The organism is Shimia sp. R9_3, assembly GCF_017743755.1.
Lineage (GTDB): Bacteria > Pseudomonadota > Alphaproteobacteria > Rhodobacterales > Rhodobacteraceae > Shimia.
Window position 1 is genome coordinate 23273 of sequence record NZ_JAGHRP010000002.1, and the last position, 19335, is coordinate 42607.

Sequence of the window (19335 nt, forward strand, 5' to 3'; positions counted from 1 at the left end):
GTGTGTTTGCCAAATATCGCATTGATAACGAGGCAGCGATCTCTATTTAACTGTATACGCGCCCGTGATAGGGAACGGGCGTACTTAAAGGGAGACTTGCCTTGGGCAATGCGCGAAATGTAGCTTTCTGGGTCGTGCTTTTTCTGCTGATCCTTGCCTTGTTCAATCTGTTCAGCGGTGACAGCAGCACTCTGCAAAGCCGGGAAATCAGCTATTCTGACTTTGTTGCGTCTGTGCAAAGTGACCAGGTGGCCAGCGTGACGCTTGATGGCGAGAAAGTGCGCTATGCCACGAAAGATGGCTCCAACTATGTGGCAGTGATGCCTGCGGATGCCGAAGTCACGGGCCTGCTGATTGAGCAGGGTATTCCGGTGCGCGCTGAAAGTCAGGAAACCTCCGGGTTCCAAGCCTTCCTGATCAGCCTTCTGCCCTTCCTGCTTTTGATCGGCGTCTGGGTCTACTTCATGAACCGCATGCAGGGCGGTGGCAAAGGTGGCGCAATGGGCTTTGGCAAATCCAAAGCTAAGATGCTGACCGAAAAGCAGGGCCGCGTGACCTTTGACGATGTGGCCGGTATTGATGAGGCGAAAGAAGAGCTCGAAGAGATCGTTGAGTTCCTGCGCAACCCTCAGAAATTCTCCCGCCTTGGCGGCAAGATTCCAAAAGGTGCGCTGCTTGTTGGCCCTCCCGGCACCGGTAAAACACTGCTCGCGCGTGCCATTGCAGGCGAAGCGGGTGTGCCTTTCTTCACCATCTCCGGTTCTGACTTCGTCGAGATGTTTGTGGGTGTTGGTGCATCACGTGTGCGCGACATGTTTGAACAGGCGAAGAAAAACGCGCCTTGTATCGTGTTTATCGACGAGATCGATGCGGTTGGTCGCCATCGTGGCGCGGGCTACGGCGGCGGCAACGACGAGCGCGAGCAGACCCTCAACCAGCTGCTTGTTGAAATGGATGGTTTTGAGGCCAATGAAGGCGTGATCATTCTGGCGGCAACCAACCGTCGTGACGTGCTTGACCCTGCGCTTCTGCGCCCGGGCCGCTTTGACCGCAACGTGACCGTGGGCAACCCGGACATCAAAGGCCGTGAGAAAATTCTTGGCGTGCACGCACGTAAGACGCCGCTTGGCCCCGACGTTGATCTGCGCATCATTGCGCGTGGTACGCCGGGTTTCTCTGGTGCGGATCTTGCTAACCTCGTGAACGAAGCTGCGCTGATGGCGGCGCGTGTTGGCCGTCGCTTTGTGACCATGGAGGATTTTGAATCCGCCAAAGACAAAGTGATGATGGGCGCGGAGCGTCGCTCTATGGTGCTGACGCAGGACCAGAAAGAGAAAACAGCTTATCACGAAGCCGGTCACGCGCTGGTTGGCCTCAAGCTGCCAGAATGTGATCCGGTCTATAAAGCAACCATCATTCCGCGCGGCGGCGCGCTGGGTATGGTTGTGAGCCTGCCGGAGATGGACCGTCTGAACTGGCACAAGGCTGAATGTGAGCAGAAGCTTGCTATGACCATGGCTGGCAAAGCGGCTGAGATCATCAAGTACGGCGAAGACCATGTGTCCAACGGCCCTGCAGGCGACATTCAGCAGGCAAGCCAGTTGGCGCGCGCGATGGTCATGCGCTGGGGTATGTCCGAAAAAGTCGGCAACATCGACTATGCTGAGGCCCACGAAGGCTATCAGGGCAACACGGGCGGCTTCTCTGTTTCCGCGCATACAAAAGAGCTGATCGAGGAAGAGGTGAAACGCCTGATCCAGGAAGGCTATGACAAAGCGCACCAGCTGCTCACCGACTTCAACGATGAATGGGAGCGTCTGGCGCAAGGGCTTCTGGAATATGAAACCCTGACCGGCGATGAAATCAAACGCGTAATGGACGGCGAGCCGCCACAATCGGGCGATGATGACAGCAATGACGCAGATGAGGGCAACGCGCCAAGCGTCACCGCGATCCCGAAAACCAAACCGCGCAGCAAGCCAAGCGGTGACGGTGGGATGGAGCCGGAGCCGTCGGCCTGATCTGACCAAACTTACAAGATATGACCCCGGAGCGATGAAACGCTCCGGGGTTTTTCGTTTTGTGCGTTCTGTTGGCTGCGCAGTTGGGGGCAGGCCAAAGGTAAGAAACGTCACCCAAATTGATGTTTGCTATCAAGGCTCGTCGTTTGTTGTGGTGCCCGCCTGTTGTTAGGGTCGCCGGGCAAATACTCAGGAGATGACCCAATGCCCGCGCTCAAACCCACCTCTTTTGAAGCAGAGATCACTTGGTTGGGGCGTGTTGCTCCCGCGGGAAAAGATCTGCGTGCGACTGCTGCGGAAACACTGACTTTGTCGATTGGGGGCGCGGTTGGCGAGGCGCACTCAGGCGTGACGCGGAAATCCTGTGTGCGGGTGAAGGCGCTTTATGAGAAAGGCACAGAGATTGCCAATGTACGCCAATTGTCGGTCTTGTCACAGGAAGAGCTGGATCTGATTGCGCAAGAAATGGGGCTGGAGACAGTGGACCCGGCGTGGCTCGGCGCCTCTATCGTGATCAAGGGCATCCCGGATTTCACCCATGTGCCACCTAATGCGCGGCTACAGGGGCCGGATGGCGCGACCATTACGATTGATATGGAGAATCGCCCCTGCGTGTTGCCGGGGCGTGTGATCGAAGGTCACCATCCGGGGCATGGTCCGAAATTCAAGGCGGCGGCAGAAGGGCGTCGGGGCGTGACCGCCTGGGTCGAGCGGGAAGGGCATTTTGCGGTGGGCGACAAACTGCGGCTGTTTGTGCCTGATCAGCCTGTTTGGGCGCATTTGGATGCCGCGAGGGCGGATTGACCGCTGCATCGCAGCGCGCGTCGGTACGTTGAAGCCTATATTGACGTAACGTTTCCTAAAAGAAACCGCCGCCACGATCGCCGACGCAACAAGCGCGGGAAATGTCGGAATTGCATCCCTCGGGTGACGTTGTGAGCGCTAGAAGTGGTTCAGAACGTCAACATCCTTGTGACAGGGACCGCCATGAGTTTCAAAACCGACATCGAAATCGCCCGTGAAGCCAACAAGAAACCGATTCAGGAAATCGGTGCAAAGCTGGGCATCAGCTCTGATGACCTGCTGCCATACGGCCACGACAAAGCCAAAGTCAGCCAGGAGTTCATCAACTCCGTCAAAGACAAAGAAGACGGCAAACTGATTCTGGTGACCGCCATCAACCCGACACCTGCGGGCGAAGGCAAAACCACCACCACCGTGGGTCTGGGCGACGGCCTGAACAAGATCGGCAAAAACGCCATGATCTGTATCCGCGAAGCGTCTCTCGGCCCGAACTTCGGCATGAAAGGCGGCGCAGCGGGCGGCGGCATGGCACAGGTTGTGCCAATGGAAGAAATGAACCTGCACTTCACTGGTGACTTCCACGCGATCACTTCCGCACACTCTCTGCTGTCGGCGATGATCGACAACCACATCTACTGGGGCAACGAGTGCGAAATCGACATCCGCCGCGTTGCATGGCGCCGTGTGGTCGACATGAACGACCGCGCCCTGCGTCAGATCACGGCTTCCCTTGGTGGCGTGTCCAACGGCTTCCCACGCGAAACCGGCTTTGACATCACCGTGGCTTCCGAAGTTATGGCGATCCTCTGTCTGGCAAACGATCTGGAAGATCTGGAAAAGCGCCTGGGCGACATCATCGTTGCTTACCGTCGCGACAAGACCCCAGTTTACTGCCGCGACATCAAAGCAGAAGGCGCAATGACCGTCCTGCTGAAAGACGCGATGCAGCCAAACCTCGTGCAGACTCTGGAAAACAACCCAGCGTTTGTACACGGCGGCCCATTCGCCAACATTGCACACGGCTGTAACTCCGTGATCGCAACCAAGACCGCGCTGAAGGTGGCCGACTACGTTGTGACCGAAGCAGGCTTCGGTGCCGACCTCGGTGCTGAGAAGTTCATGAACATCAAGTGCCGCAAAGCAGGCATCGCGCCTTCCGCGGTTGTTCTGGTTGCCACTGTTCGCGCCATGAAGATGAACGGCGGCGTTGCCAAAGCTGATCTGGGTGCAGAAAACGTAGAAGCTGTTCAAAATGGCTGTGCCAACCTTGGCCGTCACATCGAGAACGTGAAATCTTTCGGCGTGCCGGTTGTTGTGGGCATCAACCACTTTGTGACCGACACCGACGCAGAAGTTCAGGCCGTAAAAGACTACTGTGCAGAGCACGGTGTGGAAGCGGTTCTGTCCCGTCACTGGGAGCTCGGTTCTGAGGGCTCCGCACCGCTGGCAGAGAAAGTGGTGGAAATCGTGGAAGGCGGTTCCGCCAACTTCGCACCGATCTACCCAGATGATATGCCGCTGTTTGAGAAGATCGAAACCATCGCGAAGCGCATCTATCGTGCAGACGAAGTTCTGGCGGACAACAAAATCCGCAACCAGCTGCGCGAGTGGGAAGAAGCGGGCTACGGCAACCTGCCGGTCTGTATGGCGAAAACCCAGTACTCCTTCTCCACCGATCCGTCCCTGCGCGGCGCGCCAACCGGTCACTCTGTCCCGGTGCGTGAGGTTCGCCTGTCTGCCGGTGCTGGCTTCATCGTGGTTGTCTGCGGTGAGATCATGACCATGCCGGGTCTGCCCCGCAAGCCTGCGTCGGAAAGCATCCGTCTGAACGACGAAGGCTTGATCGAAGGCCTGTTCTGATCCGGATTGCGGTTTGGGCATAGGCAGGGTAGGGCATGCGCGACACGTTCTGGAGAACAGCGATGCTTGCCCCTGCCGATTGCCCCGACATGCCATCTTTGCGAGAGCAAATCGATATGCTGGACCGCACATTGGTCCAGCTATTGGCCAAACGGGCGACCTACATCGACCGGGCGGTTGAGATCAAACAGGGGGTCGGTTTGCCGGCCTCCATTCCGGCCCGCATCGAAGATGTGGTGGCCAAAGTCCGCGCCACAGCCGAGGCCGAGGAACTGGATCCAGACCTCATAGAAACCTTGTGGCGTCAATTGATTGATTGGTCGATTGCGCGAGAGGCGCAGACCATAGAATTCGAATAGCGGAGCACGACATGCGCGCAGCAGTGATTGATGGGAAAGAGATTGCAGCGACGCTGCGCTCAGAGGTCAGGGCAGAGGCGCAAACGCTGAGCGAACTGGGGTGGGCCCCACGCTTGGTCTCGATCTGCGTTGGCGATACGGCCGCCGCCGAGATCTATGTCCGCAACCAGCAGAAACAAGCCGAAAGCGCGGGTGTTCAGTTTGAGGCGCGCAGCTATCCGGCTGAGACCTCTTTGGAGCAGCTCATTGGCATCCTGCAGGGTCTCAACCATGATCCACGCGTAAACGGGATCATCATCCAGCGTCCGTTGCCAGAGCACATTCCGGTGAAAGCGCTGCAGAAAACGGTGCATCCACTGAAAGACGTTGAAGGCATGCACCCGGCCTCTATCGGCAACATTGTTTACAACGATCTGGCGCTTGGCCCCTGTACGGCGGTGGCAGCGGTGGAGATCCTAAAAACCCTGCCTTTGCAGATGGAAGGGTTGAACGTCACCGTGATCGGCCACAGCGAGATTGTGGGCAAACCAATCGCCTTCTTGATGATGGGCCTCGGTGCAACGGTCACCGTATGTCACCACATGACCCGCTCGGTCGCCATGCACAGCCGTGCCGCAGATGCGGTGTTTGTCGCGGTGGGCAAGCCGGGTCTGGTGACCGGTGACATGATCAAGCCGGGCGCTGCGGTGATTGATATCGGCATCAACCGGGTGGAGACACCAGACGGCCTGCGCACGGTAGGCGATGCGGATTTTGCCAGCTGTGCGGATGTGGCTGGGTGGATCACGCCTGTGCCGGGCGGCGTTGGCCCAGTCACAGTGGCCACACTGATGAAAAACGCCGTGTTGGCAACACGGATGCAAATGGATCATTACCGGGCGTCTTATGCCCGGGCGGATGCGTAAGGGGAGACCAAGATGACTGCGCAAGTGATTGACGGAAAGGCCTTTGCGGCCACTGTGCGCGAGAAAGTGGCGGGCCATGTGGCGCGCCTGAAAGAGGAGCACGGGATCACCCCGGGCCTCGCGGTTGTGCTGGTGGGCGAGGATCCTGCGAGCCAGGTGTACGTGCGCTCCAAGGGCAAGCAGACCGTGGAATCGGGCATGAACAGCTTTGAGCACAAGCTTGACGCAGACACGTCTGAGGCAGATCTGCTGGCGCTGATCGATCAGCTCAACAACGACGAGACCGTACACGGCATTCTGGTGCAGTTGCCGCTGCCTGGTCATCTGAACGAAGATCTGGTGATCAACTCCATCGCGCCGGAAAAAGACGTGGATGGCTTCCACATTTCCAACGTGGGTCTGCTGGGCACTGGTCAGAAATCCATGGTGCCTTGCACACCGCTGGGCTGCCTGATGATGCTGCGTGATCACCACGGCTCGATCTCCGGCATGAATGCTGTGGTGATTGGCCGTTCCAACATCGTTGGCAAGCCAATGGCGCAGCTTTTGCTGGGTGACAGCTGCACCGTGACCATCGCACACAGCCGCACCAAGGATCTGCCCGGTGTGGTCAAACAGGCCGACATCGTTGTTGCCGCGGTGGGCCGCCCGGAAATGGTGCCAGGGGACTGGATCAAAGAAGGCGCAACCGTAATTGATGTGGGCATCAACCGCATTGACGCCCCTGAAAAAGGCGAAGGCAAAACCCGCCTTGTGGGCGACGTTCACTATGAAAGCGCCGCCAAAGTGGCGGGCGCGATCACCCCGGTTCCGGGCGGCGTTGGTCCGATGACCATTGCTTGCCTGCTCGCCAATACTGTGACCGCCTGCTGCCGCGCAAACGGTTTGGAAGAGCCCGAAGGGCTGACAGCGTAAGCCTTTGGCGATACAAGACTTTGAGGCGGTCTTTTGGGCCGCCTTTTCTATTTGGGCAGGATCGGCACCATCGTGCCCGTGAGCAGAGCAATTTGCGTGCGCAGGCCTTTGTCTAAGACAAACACTTCGGCTTGAACGATGACCAGACGGCGGCCGGGTTTGACCACCCGACCAATCGCTTCAAGATGATCCCCCTGCGCAGGGGCCAGCAGGTGAATTTTCATTTCGCTTGTGAGAACCTCTGCCTCTTGAGGCATCATGGAAAGCGCCGCATAGCCCGCTGCGCTATCGCCCAGCCCAAAGGTCAGCGCGGCGTGGCCGAAACCGTGCTGTTGCGTGCAAGTGGGCAGAATAGGCGCGCTGAGCGTCACCGTGCCAGTATCCAGCTTGGTCAGCTCAGCCCCCAGAGTTGTCATCATGGCCTGCTTGGCAAAGCTGCGGTGAATTTTCTGCGCGATTGGTTCTGATAGTGGCATTTGTTTTCCTCTCCCAAAGGCAGAAGAGGGCAGACAACCCCAAGCGTCAACCTCGTCAGCGCGGCATGGTGACGAGCCGTGGCGTTTGACCGGTGATCACAGCCATCGCCTCTGGCCGCATCAGCTCTGACAGCGCTTTGTTGTCGCTGCGCAAACCTCCGGTATAGGTGCCAAAGGCCGGCAGGATGATGCGGTCGCTGTCAAAGAGAAAGGCAGGACGTGAGATTTTGCGCAGCCGGGTCTGGACTGAGACTTTGGGGTGAAAATGTCCCGATATCTCAGAGCTTCGTCCGGTCTGCGCGATATGGCGAAACGTCAAAGGGGGCAAAGGGAGCTCTGACAAATGCGCGCCGCCCAGATCGACGGGGCCGGGATCGTGGTTGCCCTCAATCCAGACCCAACGCCTGCCAGCCTGCAATCGCGCGATCCAGAGGCGTTCATCATCTGAAAGCGCACGGGCAGCTTCTACATCGTCAAAACTGTCGCCCAAGCACACCACGGTGCTGGCCTCTGTCGCTTCAAGGACCTCTTCCAAACGCAAAAGGGTGTCTCGCGTTTCATAGGGAGGAATGGCGGGACCACCGCGCCGCAAAACGCGTTCCGATTTGCCCAGATGCAGGTCAGAGACCACCAAAAGCCGCTGATCTTCCCACCACAATGCGCCGGATCCCAGCGCGGAAAGTGTGCAGCCTGCAAGAGTAATCGAAACGCCGTTCATGGTACGTTCTTATGGGCTGTTAGTAGTCAGATCAATGGGTATCTCTTTGTTTCTTAGACGCTTTGCACAAGTTCAGTTCAAACGCTGGCGAGGCCACTGTCTTGCATAAGCGCTGCGGTTTCTTCTGCGAGCAGGCGCTCTTCGGCGCTGCCACTCTGCACGGGGACTTTGCCCACTTCCAAAAGCAGAGGTGCGGCGAGGGGCGTGACATGCGGGGCGCGCACGTAGTCGATCCGGTCTCCGACTTGGGACAGCATCGCCTCGATCCGCGCAAAATCGACCAGCCCGCGCATGGCCTCCATCCGCGTGACCTCCATCAACAAATGATCGGGGTCGTATTTTAGCAGGGTGTCGTAGAGGATGTCTGAGCTGAAGGTGGCTTGGCGGCCCGATTTCTTTGCACCCGGTGTGTTGCGTTCGATCAGCCCTGCAATCGTCGCTGAGGCTCTGAAGGTGCGTTTTATCAACGCGTTGCCCGCCAGCCAACCGTCCAACCCATCTCGCAACACATTGAGATCAAAGAGAGGTTTGGGTTCTATCACCTCATCCAGCCCCCAGATCAAAGTGGCATAGTCTGAGGCGACAAACCCCATGGGTGCGAGGTCCAAGTCTTCCATCCGTTTGGTGAGCAGCAACCCGAGTGTTTGCTGCGCATTGCGCCCGGAAAACCCGTAAACGCACATGTTTTGCCGCCCGTCCCGTTCAAAGGTTTCGACCAGCAACCGGTCAGGCTCCGGTAGTTGCGAGATCTCCCGTTGGAGCCGCAGCCAGTCGGCGGTGTGCTCTGGCAGGTCGGGCCAATGCGCTTGTTGCAGATAGCGCAGGGTGCGTTGTGAAAGCTGTGTGGATGTTGAGAATTTGGTGCCGGAGAAAACGGCCACGCGCGGCTTGCGTGCGGCATTGCGGGAGACTTGCACTGTCATGTCGCGCAGGCCCTCATAGCGCACGATCTGCCCGCCGATGAGGAAGGTGTCTCCCGCGGAAAGCGTCGCGGCAAAAGCTTCTTCCACTTCACCGAGCGGCTTGCCACCCCGATTGCGTTTCAGTTGCACCTTCAGGGTGTCGCTGTCCTGAATTGTGCCTGCGTTCATACGGATGCGCGCGGCGGCGCGGGGATCGCGCAACTGCCACAGCCCATCGGGGCGCTGTTGCAACCTTTGCCAACGATCATAAGCCTTTAGCGCATAGCCGCCCGTGGCGCAGAAGTCGAGGCAGGCGTCAAAATCTGAACGGGTCAGGTCTGTGTATGCGCCGACACTGGCGACTTCGGCGAAGAGGGCATCGGCCTCAAACGGGCCAGAGGCCGCTGTGAGCAATATGTGTTGGCAGAGCACGTCGCGCGGGCCGGGACCGCGGGGATCGGCATCCAAATCGCCTGTACGGGCTGCTGCCAGCGCATTGACGCATTCCACCACCTCCCAGCGGTTGGCTGGCACCAGAAGCGCCTTAGAAGGCGCGTTGTAGCGGTGGTTTGCGCGCCCGATGCGCTGGATCAGGCGTTTGACGTTTTTGGGGGCGCCGACTTGGATTACAAGGTCAACATCACCCCAGTCGATGCCCAGATCCAGACTGCCGGTGCAGACAATCGCGCGCAGGTCACCGCGCACCATGGCGGCCTCAACCTTCTCCCGCTGCGCGCGGTCGAGGCTGCCATGGTGGATGCCGATCGGGAGGCCCTCATCATTGGCAAGCCACAGATTATGAAAGAAAATCTCCGCCTGCGCACGGGTGTTGTGAAAGATCAGCGTGGTCTTATGTGCTTTGACTTGCTCAAGCACTGCGGGGATGGCGTAGGCGGCCCCGCCGCCGGACCAAGGTGGGGCCTCCTCGGTTGTCAGCATTGCGATGTCCGGTGCGGGGCCTGGGTCTGCATAGAGGATGTCGCAAGGATCGGGATTGCGCGCGAGCATGCGGGCGATTTCCTCAGGGTGGTCGACGGTTGCAGATAGGCCGACGCGACGCAGATCGGGGCAAAGCGCTTGCAAACGGGAGAGGGCTAAAAACAGTTGATCGCCGCGTTTGCTTTCTGCAAGTGCATGAATTTCATCAACAACTACGCGCTTTAATCCCGCAAAAATGCGTGGGGCATCTTCGTAAGATGTTAAGAGCGCTAGGCTTTCGGGGGTGGTCAGCAGAATGTGGGGTGGGTCGACCCGCTGGCGTTTCTTCACGGTTTGTGAGGTGTCGCCGGTGCGATCCTCAATGCGAATCTGCAGGCCGATTCCCTCGACGGGTGCGCGGAGATTGCGCTTGATGTCGGCAGCTAAGGCCTTGAGAGGAGAGACATAAAGTGTGTGAAGCCCTTTGTGCTCATTCCGCGCGAGGTCTGCGAGTGTGGGCAGAAAGCCGGCGAGGGTTTTACCGCCACCTGTGGGGGCGATCAGCAGGGTGCAGGGGGCGTCAGCGCGCTCCAGCATGGCGCGCTGGTGGGGATGGGGTTGCCAGCCGCGCGCTGCAAACCAATCCTCAAGGGCGGTTGGAAGCGCTTCAGCCAAACAGATCTACTCCGGCTTTGGGGCGCAAAAGATGTTGTAAAGCAACGAGATTACCTGAGATGTGTTTGAATCTGCCAGACTGTAGAAGATGGTTTTGCCTTCGCGCCGGGTGGCCACCAAGCCCTCTTCGCGCAGGCGTGCGAGCATTTGGCTGACAGCCGCTTGGCGCACTTCCAGCAGAGCTTCCAATTCGCCGACCGATTTTTCTCCACCCTCCAGATGACACAGAATCATAAGACGCCCGGAGTGGGCCAGGGTTTTGAGGTAAGTCGCTGCAGCATCGGCGTTTTTCGCCATTTCGGACTGCGGCGCGGTGGGGTCTTGAAGTGTCACGTCTGTTGGTTCCGGTATGGCAGAAAGTTCGTTGTCCACTTCTCATATAACATGTGTAGCATCCGGTTGCGAGATGGCTCAGACTTTTGGTGGTGCCCCTCCTTCAAAGCTGTTTCCATTGACATAATCGCACGGCGCGTCTTGCATCTGGAGGTGTAAGCCCTTGCCATCAAAGGGATTTGCGCGGGCCAGAGCTTCGTCCACATCGATGCCGAGACCGGGCGCGGTTGGCGGGGTCACATATCCGCCCTCAACTTTGAGAGTAGATTTGATGAGCGCATCGTGGAACGGCGTTTCGATGGTTTCGATCATCAGCAGGTTGGGAATGGAGGCGGCCAGATGGATATTGGCGGCCCATTCTATCGGTCCGGCATAAAGATGCGGCGCCATTTGAGCGTTGTAACACTCTGCAATCGCTGCAACTTTTTTCATTTCCCAGATGCCGCCTGCGCGGCCCAGAGCGGGTTGCAGGATCTCGGCGGCGCCGGTGCGCAGGACGGTGGCGAACTCGGATTTGGTGGTCAGGCGTTCACCGGTGGCGACGGGAATGCGGACGTTGCGGGCCACGCGGGCCATGTCTTCGATGTTGTCGGGCGGGGTGGGTTCTTCGAACCAGAGCGGGCTGTAAGGCTCTAGCGCCTGACCCAGCCGGATGGCACCTGCGGTGTTGAATTGGCCATGGGTGCCAAAGAGCAAATCCGCTTTGTTTCCAACGGCTTCACGGATCGCTTTGCAAAAGGCCACGGACATGGAGATGTCGCTCATGGCGGGCATGTGGCCACCGCGCATGGTGTAGGGGCCAGCGGGGTCGAACTTGACGGCGGTGTAGCCTTGATCCACGGCAGCCAGCGCACTTTCGGCGGCCATCTCGGGCGAGGTCCAAAACTCAGAAATCTTATGATTTTCAAGAGGGTAGAGATATGTGTAGGCGCGCAGACGTTCGTTCATCAGGCCGCCCAGCAGCGCATAGACAGGGCGGTCGCGGTCTTTGCCGAGGATGTCCCAGCAGGCGATTTCCAGACCGGAAAACGCGCCCATCACCGTCAGGTCGGGGCGCTGGGTGAAGCCTGAGGAATAGGTGCGGCGGAACAATCGTTCAATGTTTTCAGGGCTTTCGCCCAAAAAGTAGCGTTCAAACACATCGCGGATGACGTGGGTCATCGCGTCGGGGCCAACGGAGGAGGCATAGCATTCGCCCCAGCCGATGATGCCGGTGTCTGTGGTGAGCTTCACCAAGATCCAGTAGCGCCCGCCCCATCCGGGGGCTGGGGGGGCGGTGATGATCACGTCCAGATCGGTGAGTTTCATGGCGCAGCTCCTCAATGCAACGGGCAAAATTAACCATAAAATTGCACGTCGGTATCGCGTCTGTATCGCGACTGTATTGCGACGGTGCGAATTTTGGCGAGCAAAAAACCTTACCGCACCGTGCGTTGCGTGGATTTACAGCCCTTTGGCGGCGGCGAAAGCCTCCAGTTCCTGCTCGATCTCCTGCACCGCCTCCAGCGTGCTGAAGAAGGAGAGATCCGGGGCATTCACATCATCCATGAAGGCTTCGATTTCCAGATGGATCGGCTGACGGTCGAGATCGCAGGTCAGCTTCCAGCGCCGGGTTTCTTCGACCGCCATTTCTTGCAGATCCTGCTGCACCAACTGCGCCACGCCTTCGGGAAACACAAACCGGGGATTGTTGGCGAGCTGGATGAGGAAGGGGGTGACTTCCTCGGTGTCAAAATTCATGGAGGTCTGCGAGGAGATCGGTGCTGGCGGTTTGGGCGCCGAAGGTTTGAAAAGATCGGTGACAAATTTCAACACAGGGGGTCTCCTCGCAGTGAGTGGTCAGTCGTCAAACACAATCACATTGCGTTTGGCGCTGCCGGTTTTGGTGTCCGCAATGGCTTCGTTGATCTGATCTAACGTCCAACGACCAGAGATCAACTCATCAAGTTTCAATCTGCCCTGCTGATAGAGATCGACCATCCATGGAATGTCGCGCTTGATCACCACATCGCCCATCTTGGAACCTTGCATGCCCTGACCAATGGCAGCGAGGATCACCGGCTCATAGCTCGACTTCTCACCGGAATGCGGCATGCCCACCATGATGACTTTGCCACCCGGTGCGAGGTAGCGCGGGGCCTGATCATAGGCGGGGATCGCGCCGACGGTGACGATCACCGCATCTGCGCCGCGGCCCATGGCGCGGATCGCCTGCACAAATGGTTTTTTGTCGGTGGCAAGTACGCCGTCGGTGGCTCCGAACTCCTTGGCGATTTCGAGTTTCTCTTCGCCCATGTCCACGGCGACGATGCGGCGGGCTCCGGCGATGCGCGCACCCTGAATGGCGTTGAGGCCAACGCCGCCTGCGCCGATCACCACCACATCCTGACCGGCCCGGATCTGAGCCGCATTGACCACAGCACCCACGCCGGTGATCACACCGCAAGCGATGAGGCTGGCGGCCTCCATGGGGATGTCATCAGAGATTTTCACCACTTGGGACTGATCCACCACCACCTTTTCGGCAAAGGCGCCACAGGCCATGGCCTGATGCAGCGTGCCGCCATCGGCGGTGGTGAGCGGACCTTTGTCCCCATCGTAAGGCGTGCCGCAGATGGTGGGTTTGCCTTCGGCGCAGCTAGGGCAGCTGCCACAGGCACGGATCAGGGTGACCACCACCGGGTCACCTTCGGCCAGACCCACGACGCCATCGCCGACAGAGGTCACATGACCCGCCGCTTCGTGGCCGTAGACGGCGGGCAGGCTGCTGCCCCATGCGCCTTCGGCAAAGGAGATGTCGGAATGGCAAACGGCCACAGCTTTGAGGGTGACCTCAATCTCGCCCATTTGCGGTGCGCGCAAAGTGATGTCTTCGACCACTAGGGGCTCGCCAAACGCATGGCAAACGGCGGCTTTGACTGTGCTCATGTGGATCTTTCCTCCTCCGGTCCCTGTCACTCTGGCAGCTTAGAGGTGATCGGTTGGTCAGTTCCAGACAAAGCACGTCGTTTTCAGGTTAAGTTCCCCTACGTGAGTTCATGAAGACACCAAGGGAGAGCACCATGAGCACGGCGGCCAGCAGGAAGGGCGCGCCGGGCAGGTAGAGCGGGGCGTGATCGGCGGAAAAATAGGCAAATGCCTGCGTCATCACCAACGGCGCAAGCACATGCGCCAGTGAGGTCAGGGACGAGGAAATGCCCTGCAGTTCGCCCTGCGCATCATCGGCAACGCGGCGGCTCATGATGCCTTGCAGCGCGGGCAGGCCCACCGAGGCGAGCGCGGCGATGGGGATGCCCATCAGGAGCAACATGCCGGTGGGGACAAAGCCGATATAGATCAGCGCAAAGACCTCCAGCGCAAGGCCGATGATCACGGCGCGGCGGTTGCCAAACCATTTGATGGTGGGGGCAATGAGTGCGGCCTGCACGATGGCGTAACAGAGCCCGTAGGTGGAAAGGGAGAGGCCGATCATGCCCTCTTCCCAGGCAAAGCGCTCGGTCACGAAATAGGCCCAGATGGCGGGGTAGACCGCTGCGGCCACCTGATAGAGGAAGAACACCACCAGCAGTTTGGTCATTGTCGGCAGGTGGTTGAGCGCATAAAGCGCGCCCAGCGGGTTGGCGCGGCGCCATTCAAAGGTGCGGCGGTTGGCGGCGCTGACGGTTTCTTTGAGGACCATGTAGCCGAGGAGTGCGTTGCCGCCAGCAAGCAGGGCGGCGGCCCAGAAGGGCGCGCGAGTGCCGAACTGCCCAAGGATGCCGCCCATGGCGGGGCCAAGCACAAAGCCGATGCCCACCCCTGCACCGACGATGCCAAAGGCGCGGGCCTTGTCCTGCGCGCTTGAGATGTCGGCCATATAGGCCATGGCGGTGGCATAGGTGGCGGCGGTGATCCCGGCGACGATGCGGCCGATCACCAGAACCCAGATGTTTTGCGCCAGCGCCATGATCACATAGTCAGCGGACATTACGGCGAGCGATATCAGCAGGACCGGGCGGCGGCCAAAGCGATCGGACAGGTTGCCCAGAAGCGGGCCGCAGAGAAACTGCATGAAGGCAAAGACCGTGGAGAGCACGCCGCCCCAGATCGCCGCCGCGCCGAGATCGCCTCCGGTGACCTCTCGGATGAGATCAGGCATGACCGGCAGGATCAGCCCGATGCCCATGGCATCAATGATGACGGTGGCGAGGATCACCAAAACGGGGAGCCGGTTTTTCATAGGTCTGTTGTCTGTCCTGCGGATGGCCGGGGCCGGGATTCTGGTGTGAGTACGCAGGGAGCGGGCCTCTGGATGTGCCGCTCTTTGAAGTGCCTCCCCACAGCTCCAAAAGTTGCGGGCAGGCTGGCGCAAGCCTTTGAAGGGTGCAATATTTCCCTTACGGCACCTTTGGCGCGAGTGGGTTTTTTATTACTCTTTCGGCCTTGGCGGCAACCCGTGCGCGTCAGGTGTTTGGGGCGGCCATCAGTAGGAGCGACAGGCTGCCCAGAGCGATCTGCGGCAGGTGCAGGGTTTCGGCCATGGCGGCGTGGGGTTCAACCGCGCTGAGTTGCAGGGTGCCGTTGAGGGTTTGCAGCTGTTGCAGCAGCGCTGCTGTGGCTGTGCAGTGGGGCATCTGGGCGGCAGCGGCCTGTGCGGCGGCGGTGAGCCATTGCGAGATGCTGCGCGTGCTCTGCCGGACATCTCCCGTTGCCCCCAGCGAGAGGGCTTTGGCGATCTCATCGCCGAGCTCGGCATCCTTGGCAACCGCCGCGTGGATGCTCTCTGCGCGCAGCGCGGGCAATTCTGCCAGGGCGGCGGCGGTTTGATTGGTCTCGGGCAGGGCCTTGAGGGCGGTTTCCGCGAGGCCCAGCAGTTGGCGCAGGCGCAGCATCAGAGCGGTGTCGGCGATGTCCTGCGGGTCTGCGTTTTGACCGATGAAGCGGCTGTGCTCCGGCGCTTCCATGGCTTTGTCAAAGGCGGCCATCAGCGCGGGCACGTAGGTTTGATCCGTGGCAAGACCATCAGACAGACCCGCGGGATCAACCTGCACCTCCATCGCGCTGCGGTGGATAAAAAAGCCGCTGTCTTCGGGGATGTCACCACGGGTGGCCTGAACCTTTGCCAAGGTGCCAAGAACCAGCAGGGCGGCGCGCAGCTCGGCGCTGTGGGTGAAAAGACGCCCGGCTTCCCCGACGGGGAAGCGTTTGGTGAACATCGGGCTGTCAAAGACGGAAGCGGTCATCAGGAGGCTTTCAGAATGCGGTCGATCAGCGCGGCGAGCCCGGCTGGATCGGCGAAGAAGGGGGAGTGGCTTGTGGCCATCTCATAAACCTCTGCGCTTGGCCAGTCCTGCGTCATTGTGACCTGAAATTCCGGCGGGATGGTCTGATCATCGAGGCAGCGGATGTAGTTGCGGGGCAGGGTGCGGTGGCCGTCGCCCAGAGTGATCGGATCGGCCTGCGCGCGGATCGACTGGGGGCAGAGGTGGGCGTTGGCAAAATCCTCGGTGCCAGCGGGGCAGTCGTGATAGAAGGCGGCGCGGGTTTGGGCGGGATCAATGGTGTAGCTGAGGCCGTCCTCGGATTTGACCACGGCCTGCATCAGCGGTTGGCGCGGGGCGGCGCGGCGCATGTCGGCAAGGGAATGGCCATCCCACGGGGTGTAGGCGCAGAGGTAGATCAGGCGTGCGATCTGTTTCGGTGCCATGTCGGCGGCGCGGGTGATCGGGAAACCGCCCCAGCTGTGCCCCAGAACGACGGTGTTGTCGCCAAGCGCATCCACAACAGCCTGCGCGCAGCTTTCCAACGTCACCTCGGCAACGGGTGTTTGATCTTCGCCATGTGATGGCAGATCGATTGCGCGGGGATGGTGGCCAAGCGCTTTGAGCGCGGGGATGAGGTCTCGCCAGCACCATGCGCCGTGGCAGGAGCCGTGCACCAGAAGAATGTCAGCGCCAGAGGTGGAGGTGTCAGACATGGCCGGTTTCTTTCATGAAGTCGGTGAGGAGTTGGGCGTATTCGACGGGCTTTTCCACACAGGGCAGATGGCCTGCGCGGCGCAAAAGCTCCATGCGCGCGCCGGGGATCAGCTCGACGGTTTCGCGCACCAGATCGGGGGGCGTGGTTTTGTCCTCCGGCCCCGCAATGCCAAGCGTTGGCAGGCGCAGCCCGGAGGTGGGCGTATAGAAATCTGTGCCCTTTATGGCCGCGCAGCAGCCGATATAGCCCTCTGCTGGGGAGGCCGCCAACATCGCTTGCCAATGGGCCATCTCGGGACGCGCCTGAAAATCGCGGCCAAACCAGCGGGTCATGATCTCCGGCGCGACGGCGGGGAGCCCTTTGGTCTGAACCGCCTCGATGCGCTCATCCCACATCTTGGGGGAGCCGATCTTGGCGGCGGTATTGGAGAGCACCATGGCGCGCACCAGATCGAGCCGTTTGACCGCCAAGCCCTGCGCAATCATGCCGCCAATGGAGAGACCGACAACCAGCGCGTCTTTGACGTTCAGATGCTCAAGCAGCGCCTCCGTGTCTTTGACCAATTGGCCCATGGCGTAGGGCGCGGGTGGCACGTCGGTCTGCCCATGGCCGCGCATGTCGGCGCGCAGGATGCGCAGGCCGGCAGGCAGATGCTGCAGGACCGGATCCCAGAGCTGCAGCGTGCTGCCCAATGAGTTGATAAACACCACCGGTGCGCCGGTTGGGTCTCCTTCGTCGCGGTAGTGGAGTTGAATGCCGTTGAGCGTGGCAAAAGGCATAGCTGTCAGTCCTTCAGGCGCATGTGGGCCATGATTTGCCCGTGATCAGACGCGAGCTTGTTGTAGGGCGCTTCGGCGTGGCTGCCATCGGTGAGATGGTCGTTCAGAACGCTGAAGTATTCCATGTCGCCCAAGCGCTCGGGGTTGTCCGGGTGGAAATGGCGCGAAAGGTAGATTTGGTCAATGCTTTCATAGACCCCGCCAAAGGCTGTTGTGTAGACCATGTCGCGCAGGGATTTGCGGGTGAAAAGCGCCTCGGCTGAGGTGAGGCGCACCGCGCCCACGGCCTCCTGAATGGCGTCGTTTTCGCCGCGCGTGTAGCGGTCGTTGGCGTGTTTGGCGTCGTGGCGCAGCATCCAGCTGTAGTTGCGGAAGGGCACCTCGCCTGAGATGATTTCCGAGCTGACCGCATGCTCACCATCGTTGAAATCCCCGAGCACCATGACAGGGCGGCCAAGGTTCAACTCTTCGACAATGGCGCGGCGCAGCACCCAAGCCTCGGCCATGCGGCGCAGGCTGGCGCGGATCGCCCCCATGGCGCGGCCAAGTGGGTCATAGTTGGTGAGATCGGCCTCAGGCGCGGTGCCAGTTTCAGGGTCGCGTGGAAACTCGCCCAGCTTGGATTTGAGGTGGCAGTTGAAGACGGTGATGATCTGATCGCCCACCGGTATGCGCGCCTTCAGGATCGGGCGGGATGTGCGGGTGAGCGTGAAATGCCCAGCCTCGCCGCCGCCCAAGGCCGCAAAAGGGATTTTGATCGGTTCGGCGAGCTCCTGAATGATCTCAGGCGGTTCCGCGAAGCCGAAGCGGGACAGGATGGCGACGCCCGGGCGGCGGTTGCCGGGTTCTCCTGTGTCATTCACGTTGGGGGCCACAAAGAGGCCCTCGGTGCCATAAGGCGTGAAGCCCAGTTTGCGGAAGATCGCCTTGCGGTGATAGCGCTTGGAGCGGTCGGGGATGACGGCCTCATTAGAGGCGACCCCGATGCGGTCGGCCTCCGCCACCACATCGCGCAGCGCGCTTTCCTCAAAGATTTCCTGAAAGCCGATGATGTCGGCGTCCATGGAGAAGAGCTGGGAGGCGGTCCAATCTTCTTTCCAGGCGTATTCTTCGGGCGTGTAGGATTGGAAGGTGTAGTATTCCTGATCCGGACCGATGAGGTTTTTGACGTTGAAAGAGGCGATGGTGAATTGGGTCATTGAGCTACCTCTGGAACTGTGGTTCCCGGAAGGACAACAAGTGTGTGGTCCAGCCCCGAAAGCGCCTTGTCAATCGATGGGGCTATGATCGACCAGTCGCCACCTGCAAGGCCGGCTCCGATGAGGGGGTAGCCTATGCGGAGCCCTGCGAATTCAGAGGCAATGCGCGCAAACACTTCGGCGACAGCTTCATAGCTGACGCGCGGCTGGGGGCCTCTGAAATTGAACTGGGTGTAAGCGTTTACGATGTGAAAGCTGTGGTCTTGAAAAGCGACGTTGGCCACGGAGTAGCTGCCGAGTTTTTCCCGACTGCCTTCGTCAGTTTTGCGGTCCGCGTTGAGTGCTTCTGGAAATTCGGCGGCGATGGCTTTGGCGATGCCAGCGCCCATCGTGCAGAAGCAATTGCAGCCATGCACCATAACATCGAACTGGCCGGATTTTGTTAGGGCAATCAGGTCGCCTTCGATCACTTGCATGAGCTGAAATTCCTTTTTTTCTATATAGTTCCTCAGA

The 19335-nt window shown here is 59.7% G+C and carries 19 protein-coding genes; 6 read left to right on the top strand and 13 right to left on the bottom strand.

Going from position 1 to position 19335, the window contains the following annotated elements; all coding sequences use genetic code 11:
• The first annotated feature begins 101 nt into the window (after positions 1-101).
• The 6 genes from ftsH to folD all read left to right on the top strand — a co-directional run bounded on the left by ftsH (position 102) and on the right by folD (position 6864).
• Positions 102-2021, top strand: coding sequence for an ATP-dependent zinc metalloprotease FtsH (gene ftsH / locus J7412_RS04655; protein WP_209077598.1), 1920 nt, complete (start codon positions 102-104; stop codon positions 2019-2021).
• Between the two features lie 204 nt (positions 2022-2225).
• A complete protein-coding gene (locus tag J7412_RS04660) occupies positions 2226-2825 on the top strand; it encodes an MOSC domain-containing protein (protein ID WP_209077600.1) in 600 nt (199 codons plus the stop codon).
• Positions 2826-3008: 183 nt separating this feature from the next.
• Complete coding sequence (locus tag J7412_RS04665) at positions 3009-4685, top strand: formate--tetrahydrofolate ligase (RefSeq protein WP_209077602.1); 1677 nt, start codon at positions 3009-3011, stop codon at positions 4683-4685.
• Positions 4686-4747: 62 nt separating this feature from the next.
• Complete coding sequence (locus tag J7412_RS04670) at positions 4748-5044, top strand: chorismate mutase (RefSeq protein WP_209078298.1); 297 nt, start codon at positions 4748-4750, stop codon at positions 5042-5044.
• An 11-nt stretch (positions 5045-5055) separates the two neighbouring features.
• On the top strand, positions 5056-5949 hold the full coding sequence (locus J7412_RS04675) for a bifunctional 5,10-methylenetetrahydrofolate dehydrogenase/5,10-methenyltetrahydrofolate cyclohydrolase (RefSeq protein WP_209077604.1): 894 nt from the start codon (positions 5056-5058) through the stop codon (positions 5947-5949).
• Positions 5950-5961: 12 nt separating this feature from the next.
• Complete coding sequence (gene folD / locus J7412_RS04680; protein ID WP_209077606.1) at positions 5962-6864, top strand: bifunctional methylenetetrahydrofolate dehydrogenase/methenyltetrahydrofolate cyclohydrolase FolD; 903 nt, start codon at positions 5962-5964, stop codon at positions 6862-6864.
• A 47-nt stretch (positions 6865-6911) separates the two neighbouring features.
• Here folD and J7412_RS04685 read toward each other — a convergent pair whose 3' ends face one another.
• The 13 genes from J7412_RS04685 to J7412_RS04745 all read right to left on the bottom strand — a co-directional run bounded on the left by J7412_RS04685 (position 6912) and on the right by J7412_RS04745 (position 19298).
• Positions 6912-7340 carry a PaaI family thioesterase gene (locus J7412_RS04685; RefSeq protein WP_209077608.1) on the bottom strand — a complete coding sequence of 143 codons (429 nt, stop codon included), beginning with the start codon at positions 7338-7340 and terminating at the stop codon, positions 6912-6914.
• Positions 7341-7395: 55 nt separating this feature from the next.
• The gene (gene pdeM, locus J7412_RS04690) at positions 7396-8058 is read right to left on the bottom strand and encodes a ligase-associated DNA damage response endonuclease PdeM (protein ID WP_209077610.1); all 663 of its coding nucleotides are present in this window, start codon (positions 8056-8058) and stop codon (positions 7396-7398) included.
• Positions 8059-8135: 77 nt separating this feature from the next.
• Positions 8136-10553, bottom strand: coding sequence for a ligase-associated DNA damage response DEXH box helicase (locus J7412_RS04695; RefSeq protein WP_209077612.1), 2418 nt, complete (start codon positions 10551-10553; stop codon positions 8136-8138).
• Positions 10554-10559: 6 nt separating this feature from the next.
• Positions 10560-10850 carry a metalloregulator ArsR/SmtB family transcription factor gene (locus J7412_RS04700; RefSeq protein ID WP_209062105.1) on the bottom strand — a complete coding sequence of 97 codons (291 nt, stop codon included), beginning with the start codon at positions 10848-10850 and terminating at the stop codon, positions 10560-10562.
• A 114-nt stretch (positions 10851-10964) separates the two neighbouring features.
• Positions 10965-12194 (bottom strand): mandelate racemase/muconate lactonizing enzyme family protein, encoded by a 1230-nt coding sequence (locus J7412_RS04705; protein WP_209077614.1) that lies wholly within the window; start codon positions 12192-12194, stop codon positions 10965-10967.
• A 135-nt stretch (positions 12195-12329) separates the two neighbouring features.
• Complete coding sequence (locus J7412_RS04710; protein ID WP_209061913.1) at positions 12330-12701, bottom strand: hypothetical protein; 372 nt, start codon at positions 12699-12701, stop codon at positions 12330-12332.
• A 24-nt stretch (positions 12702-12725) separates the two neighbouring features.
• Entirely contained in the window at positions 12726-13814 is a 1089-nt protein-coding gene (locus tag J7412_RS04715) for a Zn-dependent alcohol dehydrogenase (protein WP_209077616.1), read from the bottom strand.
• Positions 13815-13902: 88 nt separating this feature from the next.
• Entirely contained in the window at positions 13903-15105 is a 1203-nt protein-coding gene (locus J7412_RS04720) for a TCR/Tet family MFS transporter (RefSeq protein ID WP_209077618.1), read from the bottom strand.
• 223 nt (positions 15106-15328) lie between these two features.
• Positions 15329-16108, bottom strand: a complete 780-nt coding sequence (locus tag J7412_RS04725; RefSeq protein WP_209077620.1) for a hypothetical protein — start codon at positions 16106-16108, stop codon at positions 15329-15331.
• Positions 16108-16842 carry an alpha/beta fold hydrolase gene (locus tag J7412_RS04730; RefSeq protein WP_209077622.1) on the bottom strand — a complete coding sequence of 245 codons (735 nt, stop codon included), beginning with the start codon at positions 16840-16842 and terminating at the stop codon, positions 16108-16110. Before J7412_RS04730 ends, J7412_RS04725 begins: the two co-directional genes overlap by 1 nt.
• Positions 16835-17623, bottom strand: coding sequence for a 3-oxoadipate enol-lactonase (gene pcaD / locus J7412_RS04735; RefSeq protein WP_209077624.1), 789 nt, complete (start codon positions 17621-17623; stop codon positions 16835-16837). The genes J7412_RS04730 and pcaD overlap by 8 nt, the downstream gene beginning before the upstream one ends.
• A gap of 5 nt (positions 17624-17628) precedes the next feature.
• Positions 17629-18822, bottom strand: a complete 1194-nt coding sequence (locus tag J7412_RS04740; RefSeq protein WP_209077626.1) for an endonuclease/exonuclease/phosphatase family protein — start codon at positions 18820-18822, stop codon at positions 17629-17631.
• Complete coding sequence (locus J7412_RS04745; RefSeq protein ID WP_209077628.1) at positions 18819-19298, bottom strand: macro domain-containing protein; 480 nt, start codon at positions 19296-19298, stop codon at positions 18819-18821. Before J7412_RS04745 ends, J7412_RS04740 begins: the two co-directional genes overlap by 4 nt.
• Between the last annotated feature and the right edge of the window lie 37 nt (positions 19299-19335).

Bases quoted from the DNA above. Each gene is read 5' to 3' on its own strand.
- J7412_RS04715 (WP_209077616.1), bottom strand. From the start codon at position 13,814: ATGAGCACAGTCAAAGCCGCCGTTTGCCATGCGTTTGGCGAGCCCCTA.
- J7412_RS04720 (WP_209077618.1), bottom strand. From the start codon at position 15,105: ATGAAAAACCGGCTCCCCGTTTTGGTGATCCTCGCCACCGTCATCATT.
- pcaD (WP_209077624.1), bottom strand. From the start codon at position 17,623: ATGCCTTTTGCCACGCTCAACGGCATTCAACTCCACTACCGCGACGAA.
- J7412_RS04745 (WP_209077628.1), bottom strand. From the start codon at position 19,298: ATGCAAGTGATCGAAGGCGACCTGATTGCCCTAACAAAATCCGGCCAG.
- J7412_RS04670 (WP_209078298.1), top strand. From the start codon at position 4,748: ATGCTTGCCCCTGCCGATTGCCCCGACATGCCATCTTTGCGAGAGCAA.
- pdeM (WP_209077610.1), bottom strand. From the start codon at position 8,058: ATGAACGGCGTTTCGATTACTCTTGCAGGCTGCACACTTTCCGCGCTG.
- folD (WP_209077606.1), top strand. From the start codon at position 5,962: ATGACTGCGCAAGTGATTGACGGAAAGGCCTTTGCGGCCACTGTGCGC.
- J7412_RS04675 (WP_209077604.1), top strand. From the start codon at position 5,056: ATGCGCGCAGCAGTGATTGATGGGAAAGAGATTGCAGCGACGCTGCGC.
- J7412_RS04700 (WP_209062105.1), bottom strand. From the start codon at position 10,850: ATGGCGAAAAACGCCGATGCTGCAGCGACTTACCTCAAAACCCTGGCC.
- J7412_RS04725 (WP_209077620.1), bottom strand. From the start codon at position 16,108: ATGACCGCTTCCGTCTTTGACAGCCCGATGTTCACCAAACGCTTCCCC.
- J7412_RS04685 (WP_209077608.1), bottom strand. From the start codon at position 7,340: ATGCCACTATCAGAACCAATCGCGCAGAAAATTCACCGCAGCTTTGCC.
- J7412_RS04705 (WP_209077614.1), bottom strand. From the start codon at position 12,194: ATGAAACTCACCGATCTGGACGTGATCATCACCGCCCCCCCAGCCCCC.
- J7412_RS04730 (WP_209077622.1), bottom strand. From the start codon at position 16,842: ATGTCTGACACCTCCACCTCTGGCGCTGACATTCTTCTGGTGCACGGC.
- J7412_RS04665 (WP_209077602.1), top strand. From the start codon at position 3,009: ATGAGTTTCAAAACCGACATCGAAATCGCCCGTGAAGCCAACAAGAAA.
- J7412_RS04660 (WP_209077600.1), top strand. From the start codon at position 2,226: ATGCCCGCGCTCAAACCCACCTCTTTTGAAGCAGAGATCACTTGGTTG.
- J7412_RS04740 (WP_209077626.1), bottom strand. From the start codon at position 18,822: ATGACCCAATTCACCATCGCCTCTTTCAACGTCAAAAACCTCATCGGT.